This window comes from Williamsia sp. z71 (assembly GCF_059553375.1).
In genome coordinates this window covers 162,895-185,524 of record NZ_JCANWX010000007.1, presented here as the reverse complement: position 1 = coordinate 185,524, position 22,630 = coordinate 162,895, and the positions used below count along the sequence as shown (strand labels likewise).

Sequence of the window (22,630 nt, the reverse complement as noted above, 5' to 3'; positions counted from 1 at the left end):
AGCTCAGGCCAGGTCGTAGCTCCGTTCGACGGCGGTGTTCCACTCGGCGAAGCGCTCATCTCGATCGTCGACGGCCATCGCGGGTTCCCACGATTTGTCCGCTGCCCAGTTGTCGCGGATCTCCTGCTCGCTGTCCCAGTAACCCACCGCCAACCCGGCCGCGTAGGCGGCACCCAGCGCCGTGGTCTCGTTGACAACCGGCCGGACGACCGGAACGCCGAGAATGTCGGACTGGAACTGCATGAGCAGCTCATTGACGACCATTCCGCCATCGACCTTGAGGGTCGACAACGTCACGCCGGAGTCGGCCTGCATTGCCTCGATCACCTCGCGCGTCTGGAACGCGGTGGCCTCCAACGCCGCTCGCGCAATATGACCCTTGTTGACAAACCGGGTGAGGCCAACGATGACGCCACGCGCGTCGGGCCGCCAGCGAGGTGCGAACAGGCCGGAAAAGGCAGGCACGAAGTAGACGCCGCCGTTGTCGTCGACGGTCTGAGCAACCTCTTCGATATCGCCTGCGGCACTGATCAACCCCAGATTGTCGCGCAGCCACTGGATCAGGGATCCGGTCACCGCGATCGAACCCTCCAGTGCGTACACGGGCTTGTTGTCGCCGATCTGATAGCAGACGGTGGTCAGTAGGCCGTGTTCGCTGTGGACCACTTCTTCACCGGTGTTGAGGAGCAGGAAATTACCTGTGCCGTAGGTGTTCTTGGCTTCACCGACCGCCAGGCAGGCCTGTCCGAATGTGGCTGCCTGCTGATCGCCGAGGATGCCGGCGATGGGGACATCGGCGAGTGGACCCCGCTCGCGGACATGGCAATACACCTCCGACGAACTGTGGATCTCCGGTAACAGGCTCATCGGGATCTGCATCTCTCGGCAGATGTCCTCGTCCCAGGCCAGCGTCTCCAGATCCATCAGCATGGTTCGCGAGGCATTGGTGACATCGGTGAGGTGTCGTCCGCCGGATGGTCCGCCGGACAGATTCCAGATCAGCCAGGTATCCATTGTGCCGAAGCACAATTCGCCGGCCTCGGCGCGTTCTCGAACGCCCTCTACGTTGTCGAGAATCCACCGGATCTTCGGGCCGGAGAAGTATGTCGACAAGGGCAGTCCGGTGCGCTGCTGGTACCGGCCGGGACCGTCGTCACCGGCCAGTTCTTCACAGAGCGCTGCCGTCCGGGTGTCCTGCCACACGATGGCGTTGTACACCGGTCGGCCCGTCGAGCGATCCCAGACCACGGTCGTCTCACGCTGATTGGTGATTCCCAGCGCCACGATGTCGGCGGTCTCGAGGTCTTCGGCGGCTATCGCAGCCGCGACGACCCGGCGCGTATGGCGCCAGATCTCCAGGGCATCATGCTCGACCCATCCGGACTGCGGGAAGATCTGCGTGTGCTCGACCTGCTCCGAGCTCACGACACGTCCGGAATGATCGAAAATCATGCAGCGCGTCGACGTCGTTCCCTGGTCGACTGCGGCTACGTACCCCCTGCTGTTGCTCACGTCCCCGAGTGTTCCATGAACTGCCCGTAGAGTCCGCTGTGTGGCCCTCGACGTGTCACCGGTGCCGGTTGGAGTGGCCAGATAGTTACCAGCGGGTAACCTTGGCGCAAGAGTGTCCGCCCGGCTGAATGGGAGATCGCGATGAGCGCAGCAACTTTCGATCCGGATCGGCCCGCAGACCTCGGGCCCCGCTACCGGGAAAACGCCTGGCAGCGCCTCTCGACCGAACAGTTCGACGTGGTGGTCGTCGGCGGCGGCATCGTCGGCGCCGGAACTGCGCTCGACGCCGCAACCCGCGGTCTGCGGGTGGCCCTGGTCGAAGCCCGCGACATCGCATCGGGCACGTCGAGCCGGTCGTCGAAGATGTTCCACGGCGGACTGCGCTATCTCGAACAACTCGAGTTCGGTCTGGTCCGCGAAGCGCTGCACGAACGTGAACTGTCCCTGAGGACGCTGGCCCCGCATTTGGTGAAGCCCCTCCCGTTCCTCTACCCACTGACCCACCGTGTTTGGGAGCGTCCCTACGTCGCAGCCGGACTCTTTCTCTACGACTCGCTCGGTGGGGCGAAATCGGTTCCCGGACAACATCATGTGACCCGTTCGGGGGCGCTGCGGATCGCGCCGTCGCTGAAGCGGAACTCGCTCACCGGCGGGATCACCTACTACGACACTGTGGTCGACGACGCCCGGCACACCATGACCGTGGCGCGTTCAGCCGCCCACTACGGCGCGGTGATCCGGACCTCCACCCAGGTCACCGGCTTCCTCCGGGAGGCCGATCACGTCAGCGGTGTCCGGGTCCGCGACACCGAGACCGGCGAGATGGCCGACATCCGCAGCCACTGTGTGATCAATGCGGCGGGGGTCTGGACAGATGAGATCCAGGCGCTGTCCAAGCAGCGTGGACGCTTTCGGGTCCGCGCCTCCAAAGGTGTGCACATCGTCGTTCCGCGTGATCGCATAGTCAGTGAATCCGCCATCATCCTTCGAACGGCCAAGTCGGTGCTGTTCGTGATCCCGTGGGAGACCCACTGGATCATTGGCACGACCGACACCGACTGGAATCTCGACCTCGCCCACCCGGCTGCCACGGCCGCCGACATCGACTACATCCTCGAACGGGTCAACGAGGTACTGGTGACCCCGCTGACCCACGCCGACATCGAAGGCGTCTACGCCGGTCTGCGTCCACTGCTGGCCGGAGAGAGCGACGAGACGTCGAAACTCTCCCGCGAGCATGCGGTTGCCGAGGTGGCGCCGGGCCTGGTTGCCATCGCCGGCGGCAAATACACCACCTACCGGGTGATGGCCGCAGATGCGGTGGACGCCATCACCGACTTCATCCCCGTCCGGGTGGCACCGTCGATCACCGAGAAGGTGCCGCTACTCGGCGCCGACGGCTACCACGCGTTGATCAACCAGTGCGATCAGCTCGGACAACGACATGGGCTGCACCCGTACCGTATTCGTCGCCTGCTCAATCGCTATGGCTCGATGATCGACGAGGTCTTGGACTACGCCAAGAAAGATGCAAGCCTGCTCGAACCACTGACGGGTGCCCCGCAATACCTGCGGGTCGAGGTTGTGTACGCCGTTGTCAGTGAAGCGGCGCTGCACCTCGAAGACATCCTCGCCCGGCGGACCCGGATCGCGATCGAATACCCCGACCGCGGTGTGAACTGCGCGGCCGAGGTCGCGGATCTGGTTGCGCCGCTGTTGGACTGGGATGCCGAGCAAACCGCGTTCGAGATCGAGACCTACCTGGCCCGTGTTGTCGCCGAAGTCGCCTCGCAGCGTCAGCCCGACGACGAATCCGCCGATGCCCTACGTGCGGCCGCTCCGGAATCACGGGCCGAACTCCTGGAGCCGGTACCGGTTCCGGACTGACACTGCCAAAAGTCGGCAGACGCCAGATCAGGCGGGCTCGTACCGCAAAAGCGTGACGTCGTCGTCGGGGTAGTCGAAGAAGACCGGCTTGACCCGCATGCCCACCGTGATGTCCTCGGGTGCGACGTTGACCAACTCGGTCGACAGGCGGGGACCCTCGTCCCACTGCACCACGGCCACCAGCTGCGGCACCGAGTCTGCGAAATGCGGGGACACCGGCTTACGCGCGATGGTGAAGGTGTAGAGCGTCCCCAGTCCGGAGATCTCGCGCCACTCGAGGTCGTCGGCCAGCGTGCCGGGCGCCAGGATGCGCGGATAGAACACGTACTGCTGCAGCGACGGTGAATACTGGATACGGATCTTGTGCTCCGCCAACGCATCCCAGAAGGGTGCGGTCACCGGCGTTTTCACCGGCATCGGTTTGGTGAACGTCATGAGGTGATCGCTTTCTAGTCGCCCTGGAGAACAAGTGTGGTCTGCTCGCCCATCACGCCGCCGTTGCCGGAGACGAATGCGCGGTTGCAGTCATCGACCTGCGCGGCCCCGGCCCGGCCCATGATCTGGCGGGTCGCGTCGCACACGTGGTGCATGCCGCCGGCCAGTCCGGCCTGTCCGAAGCCCAGCTGGCCACCGGCGGTGTTCAGGGGGAAGTCGCCGCGGAACGTCAGGTCATGTGAGTTGACGAACTCCATGCCCTTGCCCTTTTCGCAGAAACCCGCGTCTTCCAGGCTCATCAACACCGTGATGGTGTAGCAGTCGTAGATCGAGACCATGTCCATGTCGCTGCGCTCGAGGCCACTCATCCGGAATGCGGAGTCCGCGGCCTGGGTGATCGGGGTCTGCAGCAGGTCCTCGGCATAGCTGGGGGTCTTGTAGGCGACATGCTCGCCGAATCCCTTGATCCACACCGGCCGGTTCTTGCTCTTCTTCGCCAGCGCCGCGGACGTCACCAGCACGGCGGCACCACCGGAACACGGCATCACGATCTCGAGGCGGTGAAGCGGATCGGCGATCATCGGGCTGGCCAACACGTCGTCGATGGTCAGGGTCTTCTCGTAGAAGATCGCATCAGGGGTGTGATTGGCGTTGACCCGTTGATCCACAACAATTTTCGCGAGTGCGCGCTCGTCGTATCCGTACGCGGAGCGATAGAGCTGCGCGATCTGACCATACGGTCCGTTCTGGCCGAGGTTGCCGAACGGGATGTCGAACTCGGCCTGCGGTGAGCCGTAACGGTTCGACGACGACCCGTAGAGCAAGATGTCGGTGAGGCTCTCGGGCAGCGGCTTCTTCTCGTTGTACGGCACGCCGTAATCGGCAGGCAGCACACACAGAACGGCTTCGCAGATACCGAGTTCCACGGCCGCCGCGGCCCGCCAGACCATCGCGGAAGCCGATGCTCCACCGAGGTCGACGATCTCGGCGAAGTTAACCTTCGCGCCGAGGTACTCGGCGATGGTGGAGGGCACGAACATCTCGGACTCGAGCAGCGTCGAGGTGACGATCCCATCGATCGTGACACCGGTCAGGCCGGCGTCCTCGATCGCCGACGCCGACAGCGTCGCCCACTGTTCAAGGGTGAAGCGCGGCGTCCTGGTGGAAACCTTTTGCGGTGGTAACTCGGTATAACCGACGATTGCCGCATCGCCTTGAAACCCCATGGATGCTCCTGCGCGTGGAATAAGTGGAAGTGACGGTCATCCGCCAACCTACTAGAACCCGAATCTAGTTTTCAACAGTCTGCTCGACCGGGCCGAACAGGAAGTCCATGAATCGGTTGCAGAGCCGGTAGACGTCCTCCATCGTTCCGTCGTGGTAGATCGCCGACGTGAGGGCGGTGTTGATGATCGACCACAACATGATTGCGGCATCGGCGGCAGCACCCGGGCCGAGCCGGGCGAAGTCACCGGCCAGGGTCTGTTGGCAGACGGTGAAGAACTCGCCGAGCAGCGCTTTTGCGTTGGCGTCCGAACTGGACTGCAGGATCACATGGACCTTGAAAAAGTGCGGGCGCCGCTCGAAGGAGGAGATGACCGCGTTCATCTTGGCGCGGATCTGATGCTCCGACAGGTTCTCCCCGGACCGCGCATAGGCCGGCGCCGCCCAGTCCAACAGCACCGCCGCATAGAGATGCTCTTTGGAAGAGAAGTAGCGGTAGAGGGTGCCGAGAGCGACCCCGGCTTCCTGGGCCACGTCACGGATCTGGATCTGCTCGTACTCCTCGGCCTTGAGTGCGGCGTTGGCGGCCTTGATGATGCTCAGCCTCCGTGCCTGCTGCCAGGCAGGCAGCTCCGAACTGAGCGTTGCCGCCGCAGTGGAAGGTGCCTGTTGCGCCATGAAGGTGTTCCTTTGCGTGTGGGAGCCGTGAACTGCCCGGTGTTTGCCGAGCTAGGTACACAGTAAATTGTGCCAACCGACCCTGTCCGCCACCCGCGAGGTTTCGGGTCAGCCGGTTCTCCGCAGCCGAAGCCCCCGGGGTGTGGCGGCGAATCCGCTTTCGCGTAGATGTGATGCCAGGTCACTGGTCTGGACCGGGTCGCCGTTCACCCGTTCGACGTGTAGCCGGTCGACGTGACCGCGGACGACCACCTTTGCCAGAGCTCCGGCGGCCGCCTCCAGATGCGCGACGCTTTCACTGAACGTCAGCACCGTCTTTCCGCCGCGTTCGACGAACAACACCAGGTGCCCATCGACGAGAACCACAAGCGCACCCGGCTTCCGGCCGGGCCGGTGCCCTTCGAGCTGTTTCGGCCACGCCAGTGCCGCACCGTACGGGTTGGCCGGGTCGGTGGCGGCGAGCGCCAGCGCCGAGGTCCCGGTGGTCTCGGCCTCGTCGCGGAGCCGATCGACCGTTGTGGTCGCGGCGAACTGGGCGCCGCCGAGCCCGTCGATGTAATACCCGCGACGCACCTTGCCGCTGTCCTCGAACCCGCTGAGTGCCTTGTACACCCGTGAGAAACCGCCGGCGATGCCCTCGTTCATGACCGCGCCCTTCGTCACCACGCCGTACCGATCGAGCAGTGCCGAACACTGCGCGGCCACTGCTCGGGTCGGGTCGGACGTGGGCTCGGGCAGGGCAAACCACCGTCCCGTCATCGACAGCGGAGCCGTACGTGGGGTGCGGGCGAACCGGCTGCGACCGCGATGTGCCGGGGCACTGCGGGTGGCTCCCGACTTGCGACCGGGGCCGAGCAGCGCCCGCACCGGGGTGAAGGTGTCGTTGCTGATCCGTCCGGCCCAGGCCAGATCCCACAGCGCCGTCTCCAGGTCGGCGGCCAGTGGAGCGACTCCGCCGAGCGTCAACGCATCGCTGAGTTGCCGAAAGAAGAAGGCGCCCCCGGAGGCGAGCTGGTCGAGTAGCCGGTTGTGCAGATCCGTCATGTCGATCTCGACCGGGATCGGGAGGCTGTCCTCGGCCACATCCGCCGGATGAAGGCTGATCCAGCCATCAGACCCGGAGAGTCTTCCGTGGCCGGCCCAGAGCACCTCGCCGCCCGCGGTCAATTCGTCGAGCATGTCGGGGCGATAGTCGGCCACCCGGGCGGGCAGGACCAGTGACTCCCACGCCGAGGCCGGAATGGGTACTCCGGCAAGTTGATCGATCACCGCGGACACACCGTCGATGCCACGCAACCGCGAGCGCTTGGTGACGTGCTGCCAACCGGTGACGAATCGGGCATATGTCTCGTGACTGACCGGCGCGATCTCGGCGCGGCTCGCAGCGAGTGAACCCCGACGCAGCACCGCGAGTACCTCGGTGTTGCACCACTGTTCGCCGCCACTCATGGTGCCTGCGGGCTCGGGCCGGAAATCGCCCTCGACGACCCGGCGCTGTCCGGCCAGCCGGACCAGGGTGTCGCGCACCACAGCGATACTCAGGCCCAGCCCGGTGGCGGCGTCGGATGCCACAAACGGTCCGTGGGTGCGTGCGTAGCGGCCGACGATATCCCCGAGCGGGTCGTCGACCGGTTCGAGGAACGCCAGCGGGAGTCCCTGGGGCGGAGGAATTCCCAATGCGTCCCGCAGTCGTCCGGCGTCTTCGGCGGCCGCATACAACTGTGCCTCGCCGCGCTGGATCGTGATGGCCCGGCCCGAGGCGACGAGTTCGTCGAGCAGCGGTTGTGGATCGTCACCGGTGAAGCGCAGGCCCACATCGGAGGCGCTCAGTGGTCCGAGCCATCGCAACAGGTCGGCGATGCCTTCGAGGTCGCGGGCCTGTCGATCCGGATGTAGCCGCTGCAACTTGGCCTCGGTATCGGCGATCACCTTCGCGTCGAGCAACTCCCGCAGATCGACGCGACCGAGAAGTTGGGCCAGCAACGCCGTGTCCAGGGACAGCGTGGCCGCCCGGCGCTCGGCCAGCGGCGCGTCGTCGGAATACATGAAGGCGCCGACATAGCCGAACAACAGCGATGAGGCCATCGGAGACGGGGTCTGTGTTTCGATCTCGATGATCCGCAGCCGCCGCGTTGCGATGCGGGTGAGCAGGTCGGTGAGCGCAGGCAGGTCGTACACGTCCTGCAGGCATTCGCGAAACGCCTCGAGGATGATCGGGAACTGCGGGTACTTGCGGGCCACGTCGAGTAGCTGCGCACTGCGCTGACGTTGCTGCCACAGCGGCGCGCGACGTCCCGGATTGCGGCGCGGCAAAAGCAATGCCCTGGCTGCACATTCGCGGAATCGGGAGGCGAACATGGCAGATCCGCCGAGTTGCTCGGTGACGATCTGCTCGATCTCGTCGGCCTCGAACCCGAACAACGCCGCGCCCGGCGACTGGTCGTCGGTATCGGGAAGTCGGACGATGATCCCGTCGTCCGCTGCCGAGACCGCTCCGTCGATGCCGTAATCCTGCTCGAGTCGTGCCGCGACAGCGCTGGCCCACGGCGCATGCACCCGTAAACCGAAGGGGGAGTGCAGGATCACCCGCCAGTCGCCGAGCTCGTCACGGAATCTCTCGACCAGCAGGGTGCGGTCCGTGGGCAGATGCCCGGTCGCGGCCTGCTGCTCGGACACCAGCTGGGCCAGGTTGTCGCGGGCATAGTCGTTGAGCCCCAGCCGCTTCGCGTGCGACTGCAGCTTCTTGTCGTCGATGAGTTCGCCGACAAACCGGCCGATGGCCTCACCCAGTTCGGCCGGTCGGCCGATGCTGTCGCCATGCCAGAACGGCAACCGTCCGGCCTGTCCGAACGCCGGCGTGACCAGGACTCTGTCGTGGGTGATGTCCTCGATCCGCCAACTGGTGGCACCCAGGGCGAAAACATCGCCGACCCGCGACTCGTAGACCATCTCCTCGTCGAGTTCGCCTACCCGCGTCTGCTTTTCGCCGACCATGTACACCGCGAACAACCCGCGGTCCGGAATCGCACCGCCCGAGGTGACGGCCAGTCGCTGCGCACCGGGCCGGCCGGTCAGTGTGCCCTGCGCCCGGTCCCAGACGATGCGGGGCCGCAGTTCGGCGAACTCGTCGGACGGATAGCGTCCAGACAGCAGATCGAGGGTCGCATCGAAAACAGGCCGGGGCAGCGTTGCGTACGGCGCGCTGCGTCGGATGGTCTGGTACCAGTCGTCGACACCGATACTGCCGGTGGCGCAGGCGGCGACGGTCTGCTGCGCGAGGATGTCGAGCGGATTCGCCGGGACCGTGAGTTCTTCGATCAGTCCGTCGGTCATTCTCTCGACGGCGACCGCGCAGCGCAGCAGATCGGCCCGATGCTTGGGAAACAGCACACCCTGGCTGATCTCACCGACCTGATGCCCGGCCCGTCCGATCCGTTGGAGGCCGCTTGCCACCGACGGTGGTGCCTCGACCTGGATGACCAGGTCAACGGCGCCCATGTCGATGCCCAGTTCCAGACTGCTGGTGGCGACGACACACCGCAGACGTCCGGCCTTGAGTTCTTCTTCGATCTGCCCGCGGACCTCTTTGCTGACCGAGCCGTGATGTGCCCGGGCGAGCAGGGGAGCGGCACCTTTGCTGGCGCCACTGGCCATCACCTGTGCCGGCGCGCCCCCGGGGACACGGGGATTCGGGAGCGATTCCGGTGCCTGACCGATCCGCGCGGCGTGCACCTCGTTGAGGCGGGCCGTCAGCTGCTCGGCGAGCCGCCGCGAATTGGTGAAGACGATGGTCGACCGGTTCTTCTCGATCAGATCGACGATCGAGCTCTCCACATACGGCCACAACGAGCCGGCCGCGGGCGCCGAGGCCTCGTCGTCGATCTCGTCAGTGCCCGCGATCACCGGGATGTTGGTCATGTCGGCAACGGGGACCTCAACCGATAGGTCGAAGGTCTTCATCGCCGGCGGCTGCACCACCGTGCACGGGCGACTGCCGGACAGGAACTCGGCTACGCGCTGCGGTGGTCGCACGGTCGCGGACAATCCGATGCGCTGCGCGGGTTTGTCCAGGAGGTCATCGAGACGCTCCAGGGAGACCGCGAGGTGAGTGCCGCGTTTGGTTCCGGCCACCGCGTGGACCTCGTCGACGATGACGGTCTCGACCGAGGTCAGCGTCTCGCGGGCCGACGACGTCAGCATCAAGAACAGCGACTCGGGTGTGGTGATGAGGATGTCCGGTGGCTTGCGCAGCAACTGCCTGCGCTGGGCGGGTGGCGTATCGCCGGACCGCACGCCGACGGTGATCTCGGGAACGGGTTCGCCCAGATCCTGTGCTGCCCGGGTCAGGCCGATCAGGGGCGCGCGCAGGTTGCGTTCGACGTCGATTGCCAGTGCCTTGAGGGGCGAGACATAGAGGACACTGGTGCCGGCGGCCTCGGCTCCATCGGCGGCCGGGTGGGCGGCGAGCCGGTCGAGCGCCCAGAGGAAGGCCGACAGCGTCTTTCCGGACCCGGTCGGTGCCACCACCAGCGTGTTCTGGCCGTCGGCGATCGAGTTCCAGGCACCCAATTGAGCTGCGGTGGGTTCGGGAAACGCCGCCGTGAACCACGCCCGGGTGGGCGCGGTGAACCGGCCGAGGACCTGCTCGGCGTCGATGCCGGCAGACTTCGGCGAAGGGGGCTTGCGGGCGGCCATTGCTCCATGATCCATGAGTGGTCTGACAGTGCCGCCGGCGCCGGATCTGACCGGCCTTCTGCACAGCCGCCTTGACCGGGCAAAACGCGCCGGTTTAGAGTCAGGCCCACGCTGTGTGGACGGGAAATCCGGTGAGAGTCCGGAACGGTCGCGCCACTGTGAGTTCCACGGATTCACCAGGATCCGCCGGACCAAGTCAGAGCACCGACACACGAGCGAACATCCATCGCAAACGCGGGCGCGTCTACCCGCGAGAGGAGTTCAGTTGTCGAGTCCTGCAGTATCCCATGCATTCCCAGGTGGCCGATCGGGGCCGGGTGCACATCTTGCAGTCGCCGTGCCCGACGTGTCGGTGGTCAACACCGCGCTGTGGTTGACGGCGACCACCTTCGTCGCGGCCCTTGCCTATTATTTCCTCGGCTATGACCAGGGCGCGGTGTCGGTGTTCGGCGCCGACACCCATGTGCACGAGTTCGTGCACGATGCGCGCCATTTCCTCGGCTTCCCGTGCCACTGACGGGCGCTGGGACCATGGAAAAGAAGTTCATCGGGGCCGGGCTGCTCGCCGGGATCGTTGCCGGTCTGGTCTCCTTCGTGTTCGCCCGCATCTACATCGAGCCGCTGGTCGACCGGGCCGTCGCCTACGAGGGCGCGCGTTCGGACGCGGAGATCGCCGTCGCCGACGGTGTTCACGAACACGGCGAAGAGGTGGTCAGCCGCACCATCCAGCAAAATCTCGGGGTGGGTGTCGGGACAGTTGCCTTCGGCCTGATCATGGGGGCTTTTCTGGCCGTCGCGTTCACGGTTGCCTGGGCATACGTCGGGCGCCGCCACCCGCAGGTCGATCCCCGTTCGGTGGCAGGCCTGCTTGCCGTTTCCGGGTTCGTCGCGGCCTACCTGATCCCGTTCTGCGCGTATCCGGCGAATCCTCCGGCGGTCGACCTGGAAGGCACCATCAACGGGCGAACCAGTTCGTTCCTCACCATCATTGTGCTGTCGGTGGTGTTCATGATCGGCGCGTGGGTGCTCGCGTTGTATCTCTCACCCAGGATCGGCGGGCTGTATGCGGCGATCGTCTCCGGTGCCGCTTACCTGGTGGCTGCCGGGATCGCGATTCTGCTGTTGCCGAAATACGACGAGATACCGGGGGAGCTTCTCGACGGCGACACCCTCGTGATGTCCGGGTTCCCGGCCGATGTCTTCGGCGATTTCCGCTTCTATTCGGTTCTGAACCAGGTCATTCTCTGGACTGTTCTCGGATTGGCGTTCGCGGTGATCCTGACCGTCATCGGCAAGCGTCAGGCACGGGCGGCTCAGGTACCGGTCTCTGCGAGCGCCGGCTGAAACTGCGACTGATCACCGCGGCTCGGACCGGGCCCAACGCGGCACTGAGATTCGGCGCCGATGATTCGCTCGACAAACGCGGCCGCGCCGATTGTGCGCGGCTGCGTTTGCCGGTCTGCGATCAGATACGGATCGGGCCGCAGCGTGCGACGATCGAGACCGCTGAGTTGATCGGCGCCCATGGCCGGGTCGACCCCCGGCTGGCGTCGATCGATCTCGGATCCTGGGTGCAGCGCTCCCCGGAACAGATCGACCCGACCGAACTCGGTGCCTGGATGACAAACCCGGACGTCGCGTCGCATGGCGGCGAGAGTGTCGCCAATTTTGTTGCGCGATTGGATGGTTGGTTGGGGGACTGTCCGGAGGCGGATCTGATCGCGGTCGTGACCACCGGTACCGCGCAAGGTCTGGTGGCAGCAGCACTCGGGTGCGATTTCTGGAGCGTCGAGGTTGCGCCCGCTCGCCTCATCGACCTGTCGCGGGGCAACGCGCGGTGGCGGGTCCGGTTCGGAGGGTCAGTAGGTGGACCCGATCCCTGAACCAGGCACAAGAACTGGAACTTGTTCTAGTGTTGAGTATCGAGTCGATACGCCAACGCTAGGGGATTTGAATGTTCGAGTGGTCCGAAGAAGACCTGATGGTGCAGGACGCGGTCCGGAGCTTTGTCGACAAGGAGATCCGTCCCCACGTCGATGAGCTCGAGACCGGGAACCTGCCGCCGTACGACATCATTCGGCTGATGCTCAAGTCGTTCGGTATCGATGCCATGGCGGCCGACGCACTCGAGAAGGACCTTGCTCACGAAGAGGCGGTGGCGCGTGGTGAGGCCGAGCCGAAGTCGGGGTCCGGCGGCGGCAGCGGCATGACCTCTATGGCGTCGATCTTGAACATCGAGTTGTCCGGGGTGAGCCTGGGCATCGTCGCGTCGATGGGTGTCAGCATGGGCCTGACCCCCTCGACGATCCGGTCGAAGGGAACGCTGGCGCAGAAGAGGCGGTGGCTGCCCGATCTGGTCACCTTGAACAAGGTCGGTGCCTGGGCCATCACGGAACCGGATTCGGGTTCGGATGCGTTGGGGGGCATGAAGACAACGGTCCGGCGGGACGGCGACAAGTACATCCTCAACGGTCAGAAGACGTTCATCACCAACGGGCCGTACGCCGACACGGTGGTGGTGTTCGCGAAGCTGGACGAGGGCGATCCCGATGTCGATCGGCGACACCGCAAGGTCCTGACCTTTGTTCTTGACAAGGGCATGGAGGGCTTCACGCAGGGCAAACCGTTCAAGAAGATGGGCATCATGTCGTCGCCGACAGGTGAGCTGTTCTTCGACAACGTCGTGCTGGAAAAAGACCGTTTGCTGGGCGAGACCGAAGACACCGGAACGGGCAGCGGCGGTGACGGGGCCAAGGCAGGCTTCGCGATGGAGCGGGTGGGCATCGCGACGCTGTCTCTCGGGATCATCAACGAATGCCAGCGGTTGTCGATCGACTATGCGAAGCAGCGCACCCTGTGGGGCAAGCCCATTGCCGATCTGCAGTTGATCCAGCTCAAGCTCGCCGAGATGGAGGTGGCCCGGTTCAACGTGCAGAACATGGTCTTCCACGCGCTCGAGCGTTCGAAGGCGGGTAAGCCCCTCGATCTCGCCGAGGCGTCGGTGATGAAGCTCTATTCGTCCCGGACAGCCACCGACGTCGCCATGGAAGCCGTGCAGCTGTTCGGCGGCAACGGCTACATGGCCGAATACCGCGTAGAACAGCTGGCCCGTGACGCGAAGTCGCTGATGATCTACGCCGGCAGCAACGAAATCCAGGTCACGCACGTCGCCAAGGGCGTGTTGGCCCGGTAGGCGAACGCTGGGTCTCGGCTCGGACGTTGCGGGCCGCAGTGAGGGGCTGCGCATCGTCCCGGTCACGTTGTGTGACCGGGACGATGCGCCATCGGAAGAAGGCGGTACGGGCGAAAGCGTCTGTCAGCGGTCTGCTTTGTGGCGATCGGTTGTCCGGTCGGCCGCGTTTGTTTCACCGGCTGCCGTGGCTGCCGGAGAAGGCCGGCGACGAAGGAATCCGACAACGATGAGGACCACACCGATGATGGCGAGCCCGAGGGGAGCCCAGATACCCAACAGGTTCAGCTGGGTCTGACTCTTCGAGAGCTTGTCGGCGGCGGTGGTGATCGATTCGTCGGAGGTTGCCACCTTGATCTGTGACATGTCCATCAGGGGAATGGTTTTGCCGTCCACCTGCATGTTGAGGATTGTGGTCTGGTCTTGTTCGTTCTTGAACGGTGCGCCGAAGTCGGAGTCGACCCACACAGCGACCGCGTTGATCGTGGTGAATTGGAGGGGCACCTGGTCGGGGGCGGCTGCCAGTGCCGCCCGGATACCGTCAGCTCGATCAGCCGCCACGGTGGGCAGCAATGCTTCGATCATCGGTTTGGGCAGTGTGCTTCCATCGCCGGTCTGCGCCATCGCCGCGATGCCGGCCTTGAGCGGGCCGAGAACGTCGGGGTCGGCAACCGGTGCGGTGGTGGTACCGGAGAACTCGTGAACTTCGCGACCGGACAGTTCGCTGGTTTTGACGAACTTCACGGGCTGCGCGGTCTGGGTGACCGAGTCATACATCAGCGCGTCGTCGGTGCTGGGATCCATGGGGAATGACAGTGTCACTCCGCCTTTTTGGTCTTCGACGTCGGTTCCGCTCGGAGCGTCGACCTGTGAGTAGTCAACGCGACTGATCGCGTAGGTATGGGCGTCGGTGGACTCTCCGGTCGGCAGCTTGGAGACGGCGGTGACGGTGACAACTGCGGTATCCCCGTCCACCTCGTCGACTGTTGCCGAGCGTTCGATGGAGATCGGTGTGGCCTCACCGAGTGTGAATGTTGCCGGGTCGATCTGACGGAGTTCGCCGTCGAACGTCGACGAATCGTTTGTGTCTTCCGGAAGTTTCGAAACGTACGGCACCGCGACAAACTTGATCAGCATCGCCAACGCGATGAGTAGGGCGCCAACAATGATCATTGCCAACGAGCTGCGGCGTATCGCCATCAAGATCTCCTCTGGATAGTTGTCGAACCGGCGAAATGGATGTGGAGCGTGTCGATCGGTCAGGAGTGTCGGGTGCCACATCGGGTATGAAATATGTTGTGGCACACAGTGAGGAATGGACATGCGAAACCGGCACACCTCGGGGAACGATGGGGTGTGCTTGGCTGCTGTTGAACGATGAGGCGGCTCGGTGGGAGCGGATGTGCGGGGGTGCACGCGGGAGTCGTGGGCCCGCGTGCACCCCAGGCGACTACTGCCTGGACGCCGTGGCCATTCCGAACTTCACCATGTCCGGCACGAACGGCTGGTTTGCGAGCAGACCACCATCGACCCGCACCACTTCTCCGTTGATGCCCCGTGAGTCGTCGGATGCCAGGAAGGTGAACACCTTGGCCAGTTCAGTCGGGCTGTTGAGCGCCTGCGCCATCGTGTGCTCGAGGTAGATGTCCTTGATCGCCTGTGGCAGTTGCTGTGCCGGCGGCGTTGTGGTCGTGCCCGGGCAGATGGCGTTGCAGCGCACGCCTTCTTTGCCGTACTGCGTTGCGGTGTATTTTGTCAGCGCCAGGATGGCGGCCTTGGTCGCACCGTATCCGGTCAGGCTGGTGTCGCCGGCGAACGCGTGGGTCGACGCCGTGTTCACGATCGCCCCACCCCCGTCCCGCAAGTACGGGAGTGCGTGTTTGGTCAGGAGCATCGCGGAACGAAGGTTCACGGCAAAGACATTGTCCCAGACCTCGATCTGCATCGTCGCGATGTCGCCGTCGTCGGGCGGGAACACCCCGGCGATGTTCAGGATGATGTCCGGTGCCCCGACCTGATCGACGGTCTGCTGCACCAGTTGCTCGATCTGTGCTTCCTCACGAAGGTCCACCTCGATGGCGAGCGCGGTCTTCTCGCCGTGTCGCTCGTTGAGGATCGAGGCAAGGCGTTGCGCACCTTCGAGGTTGATGTCCGCCAGAACCACGCGCGCACCCTCGGCGGCCAGCTCGGACGCGCTCGCGCCGCCGATGTTGAGTCCGCCTGGTTCAACGCTGGTTGCACCGGTGACGATCGCGATCTTACCTTCTACACGTCCCATATCAGTTACTCCTTCATCAGATGATCGGTCGAAATGTATTGGTGCATCACAGATCCAGCACCAGGCGGTCGCCGTGGCACCGAGAAACGCAGATCAGGATGTATTGGCCGGCGAGCCGTTCCTCGTCGGTGAGGATCTCGTCGCGGTGGTCAGGTGTTCCCTCGACGATGATCTGTTCGCATGTTCCGCACATGCCTTGCTGGCATGCGGAAGGAACGTCGACGCCGCCCGATTCAAGGGTCTTGAGGATGGAGACGCCGGGTTTGACGGTGAACGACCGATCCTGCTTCGCCAGAACCACCTCGAATTGTGAGTCGCCATCTGTGCTTCCTGACTGCGCCGCAATGAACCTCTCTGTGTGTAAAGATCCATCCGGCCATGTCGCGCAGTGTGTTTCGATGGCATCGAGCAGTCCGGCCGGCCCGCAGCAGTACACCGCGGTGCCGGGCTGAGATTCCCCGATCGCTGCGGGGAGATCGATGAGCCCGGTGCGGTCCTGGGGTAGCAGGGTCACCCGGTCGCCGTACGAGGCGAGTTCGTCTCGGAACGCCATCGAGTCGAGGCTGCGTCCACCGTAGACAAGTGACCAATCGGCGCCCGCGGCATCGGCCTGTCTGATCATCGGCAGGATCGGCGTGATACCGATCCCGCCCGCGACAAAGACATATCGCTGATGGTCGTCCAACTCAAAAGCGTTTCGGGGAAGACTGATTCGCAACGCGGTACCGCGATCGAGAACGGTGTGTACCTCATCCGATCCACCCCGTCCGGTGGGTTCTCGCAGCACTGCGATCCGGAACGTGCCGGTGTCCGACGGATCGCCGCACAACGAATACTGCCGCACAAGCCCCGACGGCAGGTGTATGTCGATATGTGAGCCGGGCGTCCACGACGGGAGTTCGGCACCGGTGGCCGGTTTCAGCCCGAAGGCCTTCACCCGGTCGGCGACGGTCTCCGCACTGTCGACGACGACGTCGATCAATTCGATGTCGCGGGCTCGCAGATCGGTCATTGCCAGGCCCCTTTCGGCCGAGATCTGTTGCAGCGTCACTGAGTCCATGTGACAGGCAGCTGGTGAACACCGAAGATACGGGCGTCGTTCTTCATCTGGATCTCCGATGCCGGCACCGCGAGCCGCAGATCGGGGAATCGTTCCAGTACGGTGCCGAAGACAACCGCGAGCTCCAAGCGGGCCAGCGGCGCGCCCAGGCACGAGTGCAGGCCGTGACCGAAGGTCAGGTGCCGGCTGGCGTCGCGATGGAAGTCGAGACGATCAGGCTCGTCGAACACCGACGGATCACGGTTGCCCGCCTCGGTCGAGAACATCAACAGGTCGCCCTTGGCGATGTGCCGGCCTTCGATCTCGATGTCTTCGGTGGTGGTGCGTGGAAGGCTGCCGATGATGTCGAGGTGGCGCAGCAACTCCTCGACGGCCTGTGGCATGAGCTCGGGGTCGTCACGCAGTTCCGCGAGCTGCTCGGGATGCTCGAGCAGGGCGAACAGTCCGAGTCCGATCATGTTGCCGGTCGTCTCGTGTCCGGCCATCAACAGAAACGTCGACATGCCCGCCACGTCGATGACGCTCAGATCGCCTGATTCGATGTGCTTGACCAGAAGGCTGATCAGGTCGTCGCCCGGCTCGGCCGTTTTGATGGCCACCAGTTCTGCGAGGTATCCCATCACGTCCCCGATGGCCGAGGCGATGTCCTCGGGTGTGCTGTCGGCGGCGAGCACAGCGCGGGTGCGTTCCTGGAAGAAGTCGTGCTTGTCGTACGGAACGCCCAGCAATTCGCAGATGACCAGCGACGGAAGCGGCAGCGCGAGGGTGTCGACGATGTCGGTCGTTCCGCCTTTCGCCAGAATGTCGTCGATCAGCCCGTTGGCGATCCGTTCGATGTTGGGGCGCATGGCCGCCATGCGGCGCGGGGTGAACTCCTTCGCCAGGATCTTGCGCAGATTGTCGTGCTGCGGCGGGTCCATCGCCACGAAGAAGCCGGGCACTGCTTCGTCGCCGGCATCTCCGCGCGAAGAATCGTCGATGCCGCGCACACTCATCCGCGGATCTGCGATCACCGAGCGGACATTGTTGTATCCGGTGACCAGCCATCCGGGTGTGCCGTTGAAACTGATCTGCTTCAGGTTCTCGTCGTCGAAGTCCTTGTACCGGGCGTTCGGCGAGAACGGACAGGTCCGACCGAAGGGGAACTGGGCGAGGTCATCTGTCTGAGTGGGCGATACGTCGTGTGCTGGGGTGGCGGTCATCGGTGGCTCCTTCATTGGCGGCGAAAGACGGCAGGATTCTGCAGTTGCGAGCGCGGGCCGAGCGTGAGGGTTCTCCCGCGCGAATGTGATGGCGGGCACATCAGTTGTTAACGGTGATTATAGTGACATGACCCACACGTGTTAGTCAATGGATTCGGCGAGGTGACTTCTCGAGAGGCGCTCGAGTCCAAGAGGGTGAGCGTTGACCTGCGGAACTACTGCTATATATGGGATTTGGCTGATACGCGACTAACCAAGACCCATTGCGTTGGCGGTGGGGCTTGGTTAGTGGCGAGACTGCGGGCGATGAACCGCCTCGAAGTTAGTGATAAATATGAAGGTGATTGTCAGATGGCAGATGCCCGCTGGAAGTGTCCGAGCAGATCCGGATATCGCACGAGGTGGGCCCCGCCGTTGAGGTCGAGATTCTCGCCGGTCAGCCAGGAGGCATGCGTCATGTAGACCGCGGCGTCGGCGATTTCCTCGGGCGTTCCGGATCGCCCCAGTGGCGTGTTGGCCAGATAGTCATCTTGCAGTCCCGGAACCGACATCGATGGCGTGGTCAACGGTGTCATCACGATGCCCGGTGCGATCGCGTTCACCCGGATACCACGCTCGGCGAGTTCGAGTGCGGCGACCTGGGTGAGCATGGCCAGCCCTGCCTTGGCCGAGCAGTACGCGCTCAGTCCGGTGCCTGGCTGCCGGGCGTTCAGCGACGACAGGGAGATGATCACGCCGCCGTCGTCCATCGACCGCGCCGCGTGCTTGATCACTGCGAACGCGCCGGTGAGGCAGACATCGACCACGCGCTTGAACTTCTCGATGGAGAGGTCGGTGATGGCGCCGGCAACGCTGAGGCCGGCACTGTTCACGGCGATATCGAGGCGTCCGCGCCGGGCGCGGACGGATTCGAACAGGTTCTGTACGGATCCCTCGTCCGCGACATCGACCTCTACGGCGTCATGCGGTGAACCAAGTTCGGAGGCAAGGGATTTCGCTAGTTCAAGGTTTCGGTCGGCTACGGTTACGGCCACGCCGTCGTTGGCGAGTGCCTGCACGATGGCAGCGCCGATGCCGGACGCGCCCCCTACGACGACTGCGCAGCGTAGATCGGTGGAAGACATATGTGAGGTCCCTTTCGGGGTAAAAGATTCATGGCAGTTCGAGTCCGGTCGGCAGGACCATCGCGTGGGCGAGGGCCGAGAGTTCCTCGGTGATGCCGGGGCGGGCTTTGAGTTCTGGATTTTGTGAGACGTCGGTGATGACGGCGATGGTGGCCTGGGACAGTGCGCGCGCATCGCTCGTACTGAGATGCCCGGCCAGGGTGCAGATCACTTCGACCCATTCGGCGAGGTACTCGCGCTGCGTCTCCCTCAGGGAGGCTTGTTCGTCCTCGGAGAGATAGAGCAGATCGGCGGCCAGGATATGCATGGTCCGCCCGTGAACGCCCAACGCCTGCCGAATGTATGTCTCGACGAGGGCACCGAGCACCTCGTGCGGAGTGGTCGCATGCGAGAGCGCCTCAGCGGTCACATACAGCAAGCCTTCGGCGCCCCGTTCGAGAATTGCCCGCAGTACCTGTGTTTTACCGGTCACGTGCTGGTACAGGGTTGCCACGGACATCCCCGACGCCTTGGCGATGTCATCGATGCGCACGTCGTAGAACCCGCGCTCATCGAAAAGCGTCGTCGATGCCGTCAGTATCCGTTCCCGGCGACCCGCCGGTTTGCGGTGTACCGGAGTCGGTATCGACTGTGTACCGGCGCTGACGTGCGGAAGGTTGCATCCGATGATCGCCTTCGCCAGCGCGGACTGGATGGCGATCAGTCGCTCCGGGGTGAGGCTGCCGCGGATACTCGGCGTGTTCGAGTACATCGTGAGTACCGCAAAGCCGAGCAATTCCGCTTGGTGCGTGGTGACCTCGGGATTCGCCGAGAGGATCATCGCCGCAAGGCGATCCCGGTTGGAACGGAACTGCGCCTGGAATTCGATGCGCTCGGCTTCCTTGAGGTGCCGCTGTTCGCGGCGCCACAGGGTTGCCTCGTCACCGTTTGCGGTGATGTCGCTCAGACCGTCGAGGAACAGGTCGAGGACTTCCTGCGCGGTGCTACCGGAACCGGCGGCCCGGTCCGTCAATTGCTGTGTCAGATCGACCTGGGTACGCAACGCCTCTACCAGGAGGGCGTACTTGCCTTTGAAATGCCGATACACCGCCGGACCGGTCAGCCCGACTGCTGACCCGATCTGGTCGATACTGACATTCTGGTAGCCGAGGTCCTGGAAGAGCAGCGTCGCGGCGCGAACGATCTGTTCGCTTCGGGGTCCTCCGCGGGTGGGTGCTGCGGAGCCGGCTTCGGCAGTGTCCGTCATGGGACCAGTGTCGCACTCGAACCCTGGTCAGCGCCGGACCACGCCACCACCGCGGTTCCGGCCAGAGTTCGTGTCCCATCTGCCAGAGTCACATTCAACTCGAGCACGGCTCGCTGTTCGTCGTCGGCGACGATGATTTCTTTTACCGTGGCCGTCAGCTCCGGCTCGGCTCGGACCGGGGTGATCGCGGTGAACCGCGCAGACAGTTCGCGGATGCTGCTCTGCGGGAATGTGTCGGTGAGCAATCGGCCCAGATACGCCATCGAGAGCATTCCGTGGGCGAACACGTCGTCCATGCCGGAGGCGCGCGCCGAGTCGAGATCGATGTGGATCGGGTTGTGATCGCCCGATGCCCCGGCGAACAACGCCAGTGTCGTACGGGTAACGACCCCGGGCTTGAGTGTCGCGACGACGTCGCCGACGGTGGGTGTGCTCATTTTGTCCCTCCCGGGTTCTTGATGACCCCCGCAGGGTTCTTTATGACGCTGACACTCTCCAATTCGGCCACGATGTCGCCTGCGCGGGTCACGGTGGTGCGTCGCACCAGGAAGTCAAGAGCGCCACCGGCTTTGGAGTATGCGTCGACATACCGTGTCTCGAACCGGACCCGGTCACCGGCATGCACATCGGCGAAGTAGCGGAATCGCTGTTCGCCGTGCAGGACGTTGCCCAGGTCGACGCCGTGTGCCGCGAGATCGCCGAATACGTCGGAGTTCTCCAGTTCCAGTCCGAACAGGAAGGTCGGGGGAGCGAGGACATCTGGGTGACCGGCGGCTATCGCGGCGTCGCGGTCGCGGTAGATCGGATTCTCTTCACCGATGGCGTCGGCGAACTGGCGGATACGTCCGCGTTCGACATCGGTGACGATCGGCGGTGAAACCACCTCGAGGATGGCGTGATCGAGTGCCATCAGGACACCTTCTCGTATAGGCTCACGACGCACGCGCCGCCGAGACCCAGGTTGTGCTGCAACGCAATCCGCGCGCCTTCGACCTGACGGTCGCCGGCGGTGCCGCGCAACTGCCACACCAGTTCGGCGCACTGGGCCAGTCCTGTCGCGCCCAGGGGGTGTCCCTTGGACAACAGGCCGCCGGACGGGTTGGTCACCACGCGACCGCCGTAGGTGTTGTCGCCATCGAGGATGAACTTCTCGGCGGTGCCCTCGGGGGTGAGGCCCAGGCCTTCGTAGGTGATGACTTCGTTGGTGGAGAAGCAATCGTGCAATTCGACGACGGGTATGTCGAGCGGGTCCACGCCGGACGCTTCATAGACCTCCGCGGATGCCTTGGCTGTCATGTCATAGCCGGCGACCCGCATCATGTCGGTCGTCTCGAAGGTGCCGGGAAGGTCGGTGACCATCGACTGTGCCCGCAACCGGATGCTCGAGTCGATGCCGCGGGATCGGGCGAACTCTTCGCTGCACACGATGGCTGCGGCCGCACCATTGGTCGGTGGGCAGCACATGAGCAATGTCAGCGGTCCCCAGATCTGTTTGGAGTTCATGACCTGCGCGAGGTCGATCGGGTCACGGAACACCGCGAGCGGATTGCGTCCGGCGTGCGAACGGGCCTTCACCGACACGCGTCCGAAGATCTCAGAGGACACCCCGTAGCGCTCCATGTAGGTCACGCCCGCGCCGCCGAACATCTTCGCGGCCGCGGGTGCCACGGCGTCGCCGCCGGGCCGCGAGACCGCGATCTTTTCGCCCCGCTCGGTGGGGCTCGGTCGATCGCCATAGGCATTGACCAGCGCACCGGGCTGCATCTGCTCGAAGCCCAGGGCCAGCACGCAGTCCGCGGCACCCGATGCCACGGCCTGGCGCGCCAGCCACAGCGCGCTCGACCCCGTCGAACAGTTGTTGTTCACGTTGATCACCGGGATGCCGGTCATGCCGATCTCGTAGAGAGCGTTCTGGCCCGACGTCGAATCACCGTAGACGTAGCCGACAAAGGCTTGCTGGACGTCGGCATAGCCGAGGCCGGCGTCCTTCAGGGCTGCAAGGGCTGCGGTGGAGCCCATCCGCTCGTAGGTCTCGCTCTTTCCGGCTTTGGTGAAGGGCATCATTCCGACGCCACTGATGCAGACATTTGTCATGGGAC

Annotated in this window: 19 protein-coding genes and 1 pseudogene; 5 read left to right on the top strand and 15 right to left on the bottom strand. The window is 64.3% G+C overall.

Features of this window, described 5'->3' with window-relative positions; all coding sequences use genetic code 11:
• Positions 1-3: 3 nt before the first annotated feature.
• On the bottom strand, positions 4-1,512 hold the full coding sequence (gene glpK, locus AC51GR_RS18150) for a glycerol kinase GlpK (RefSeq protein ID WP_496326045.1): 1,509 nt from the start codon (positions 1,510-1,512) through the stop codon (positions 4-6).
• Positions 1,513-1,653: 141 nt separating this feature from the next.
• On the opposite strand from glpK, the gene glpD reads away from it, so the two are divergent.
• Positions 1,654-3,399 carry a glycerol-3-phosphate dehydrogenase gene (glpD, locus tag AC51GR_RS18145; RefSeq protein ID WP_496326044.1) on the top strand — a complete coding sequence of 582 codons (1,746 nt, stop codon included), beginning with the start codon at positions 1,654-1,656 and terminating at the stop codon, positions 3,397-3,399.
• 27 nt (positions 3,400-3,426) lie between these two features.
• Here glpD and AC51GR_RS18140 read toward each other — a convergent pair whose 3' ends face one another.
• The 4 genes from AC51GR_RS18140 to AC51GR_RS18125 all read right to left on the bottom strand — a co-directional run bounded on the left by AC51GR_RS18140 (position 3,427) and on the right by AC51GR_RS18125 (position 10,431).
• Positions 3,427-3,834: a Zn-ribbon domain-containing OB-fold protein gene (locus tag AC51GR_RS18140; RefSeq protein WP_496326043.1), complete on the bottom strand. Its 408-nt coding sequence runs from the start codon at positions 3,832-3,834 to the stop codon at positions 3,427-3,429.
• Positions 3,835-3,848: 14 nt separating this feature from the next.
• Positions 3,849-5,060, bottom strand: a complete 1,212-nt coding sequence (locus AC51GR_RS18135; RefSeq protein ID WP_496326042.1) for a thiolase family protein — start codon at positions 5,058-5,060, stop codon at positions 3,849-3,851.
• A gap of 64 nt (positions 5,061-5,124) precedes the next feature.
• Positions 5,125-5,736 (bottom strand): TetR/AcrR family transcriptional regulator, encoded by a 612-nt coding sequence (locus tag AC51GR_RS18130; protein ID WP_496326041.1) that lies wholly within the window; start codon positions 5,734-5,736, stop codon positions 5,125-5,127.
• Positions 5,737-5,844: 108 nt separating this feature from the next.
• Complete coding sequence (locus AC51GR_RS18125; RefSeq protein ID WP_496326040.1) at positions 5,845-10,431, bottom strand: ATP-dependent helicase; 4,587 nt, start codon at positions 10,429-10,431, stop codon at positions 5,845-5,847.
• 337 nt (positions 10,432-10,768) lie between these two features.
• Between AC51GR_RS18125 and AC51GR_RS18120 the strand changes: the two genes are divergently transcribed.
• From AC51GR_RS18120 to AC51GR_RS18105, 4 genes are all read left to right on the top strand, one after another.
• On the top strand, positions 10,769-10,948 hold the full coding sequence (locus tag AC51GR_RS18120; RefSeq protein ID WP_496326039.1) for a CbtB domain-containing protein: 180 nt from the start codon (positions 10,769-10,771) through the stop codon (positions 10,946-10,948).
• Between the two features lie 14 nt (positions 10,949-10,962).
• A complete protein-coding gene (locus AC51GR_RS18115; RefSeq protein ID WP_496326038.1) occupies positions 10,963-11,775 on the top strand; it encodes a CbtA family protein in 813 nt (270 codons plus the stop codon).
• Positions 11,676-12,314, top strand: a complete 639-nt coding sequence (locus AC51GR_RS18110; protein ID WP_496326237.1) for a histidine phosphatase family protein — start codon at positions 11,676-11,678, stop codon at positions 12,312-12,314. Before AC51GR_RS18115 ends, AC51GR_RS18110 begins: the two co-directional genes overlap by 100 nt.
• 71 nt (positions 12,315-12,385) lie before the next feature.
• Positions 12,386-13,624 carry an acyl-CoA dehydrogenase family protein gene (locus AC51GR_RS18105; protein WP_496326037.1) on the top strand — a complete coding sequence of 413 codons (1,239 nt, stop codon included), beginning with the start codon at positions 12,386-12,388 and terminating at the stop codon, positions 13,622-13,624.
• Here the strand turns inward: AC51GR_RS18105 and AC51GR_RS18100 are convergent.
• The 10 genes and pseudogenes from AC51GR_RS18100 to AC51GR_RS18055 form a co-directional block, all read right to left on the bottom strand.
• A pseudogene (locus AC51GR_RS18100) lies at positions 13,618-13,739 on the bottom strand (IS3 family transposase); the annotation flags it as partial. The gene AC51GR_RS18105 and the pseudogene AC51GR_RS18100 overlap by 7 nt on opposite strands.
• A gap of 8 nt (positions 13,740-13,747) precedes the next feature.
• Positions 13,748-14,821, bottom strand: coding sequence for a porin PorA family protein (locus tag AC51GR_RS18095; RefSeq protein ID WP_496326036.1), 1,074 nt, complete (start codon positions 14,819-14,821; stop codon positions 13,748-13,750).
• 250 nt (positions 14,822-15,071) lie between these two features.
• Positions 15,072-15,899, bottom strand: a complete 828-nt coding sequence (locus AC51GR_RS18090) for an SDR family NAD(P)-dependent oxidoreductase (RefSeq protein ID WP_496326035.1) — start codon at positions 15,897-15,899, stop codon at positions 15,072-15,074.
• Between the two features lie 46 nt (positions 15,900-15,945).
• The gene (locus AC51GR_RS18085) at positions 15,946-16,911 is read right to left on the bottom strand and encodes a PDR/VanB family oxidoreductase (protein ID WP_496326034.1); all 966 of its coding nucleotides are present in this window, start codon (positions 16,909-16,911) and stop codon (positions 15,946-15,948) included.
• A gap of 35 nt (positions 16,912-16,946) precedes the next feature.
• The gene (locus AC51GR_RS18080; protein WP_496326033.1) at positions 16,947-18,161 is read right to left on the bottom strand and encodes a cytochrome P450; all 1,215 of its coding nucleotides are present in this window, start codon (positions 18,159-18,161) and stop codon (positions 16,947-16,949) included.
• 347 nt (positions 18,162-18,508) lie between these two features.
• A complete protein-coding gene (locus AC51GR_RS18075; RefSeq protein WP_496326032.1) occupies positions 18,509-19,285 on the bottom strand; it encodes an SDR family NAD(P)-dependent oxidoreductase in 777 nt (258 codons plus the stop codon).
• A 28-nt stretch (positions 19,286-19,313) separates the two neighbouring features.
• Entirely contained in the window at positions 19,314-20,531 is a 1,218-nt protein-coding gene (locus AC51GR_RS18070) for a TetR/AcrR family transcriptional regulator (RefSeq protein WP_496326031.1), read from the bottom strand.
• Positions 20,528-20,968, bottom strand: a complete 441-nt coding sequence (locus tag AC51GR_RS18065; RefSeq protein ID WP_496326030.1) for a MaoC/PaaZ C-terminal domain-containing protein — start codon at positions 20,966-20,968, stop codon at positions 20,528-20,530. The genes AC51GR_RS18070 and AC51GR_RS18065 overlap by 4 nt, the downstream gene beginning before the upstream one ends.
• Positions 20,965-21,441 carry a MaoC family dehydratase N-terminal domain-containing protein gene (locus tag AC51GR_RS18060; RefSeq protein WP_496326029.1) on the bottom strand — a complete coding sequence of 159 codons (477 nt, stop codon included), beginning with the start codon at positions 21,439-21,441 and terminating at the stop codon, positions 20,965-20,967. Before AC51GR_RS18060 ends, AC51GR_RS18065 begins: the two co-directional genes overlap by 4 nt.
• The gene (locus AC51GR_RS18055; RefSeq protein WP_496326028.1) at positions 21,441-22,625 is read right to left on the bottom strand and encodes a lipid-transfer protein; all 1,185 of its coding nucleotides are present in this window, start codon (positions 22,623-22,625) and stop codon (positions 21,441-21,443) included. The genes AC51GR_RS18060 and AC51GR_RS18055 overlap by 1 nt, the downstream gene beginning before the upstream one ends.
• Between the last annotated feature and the right edge of the window lie 5 nt (positions 22,626-22,630).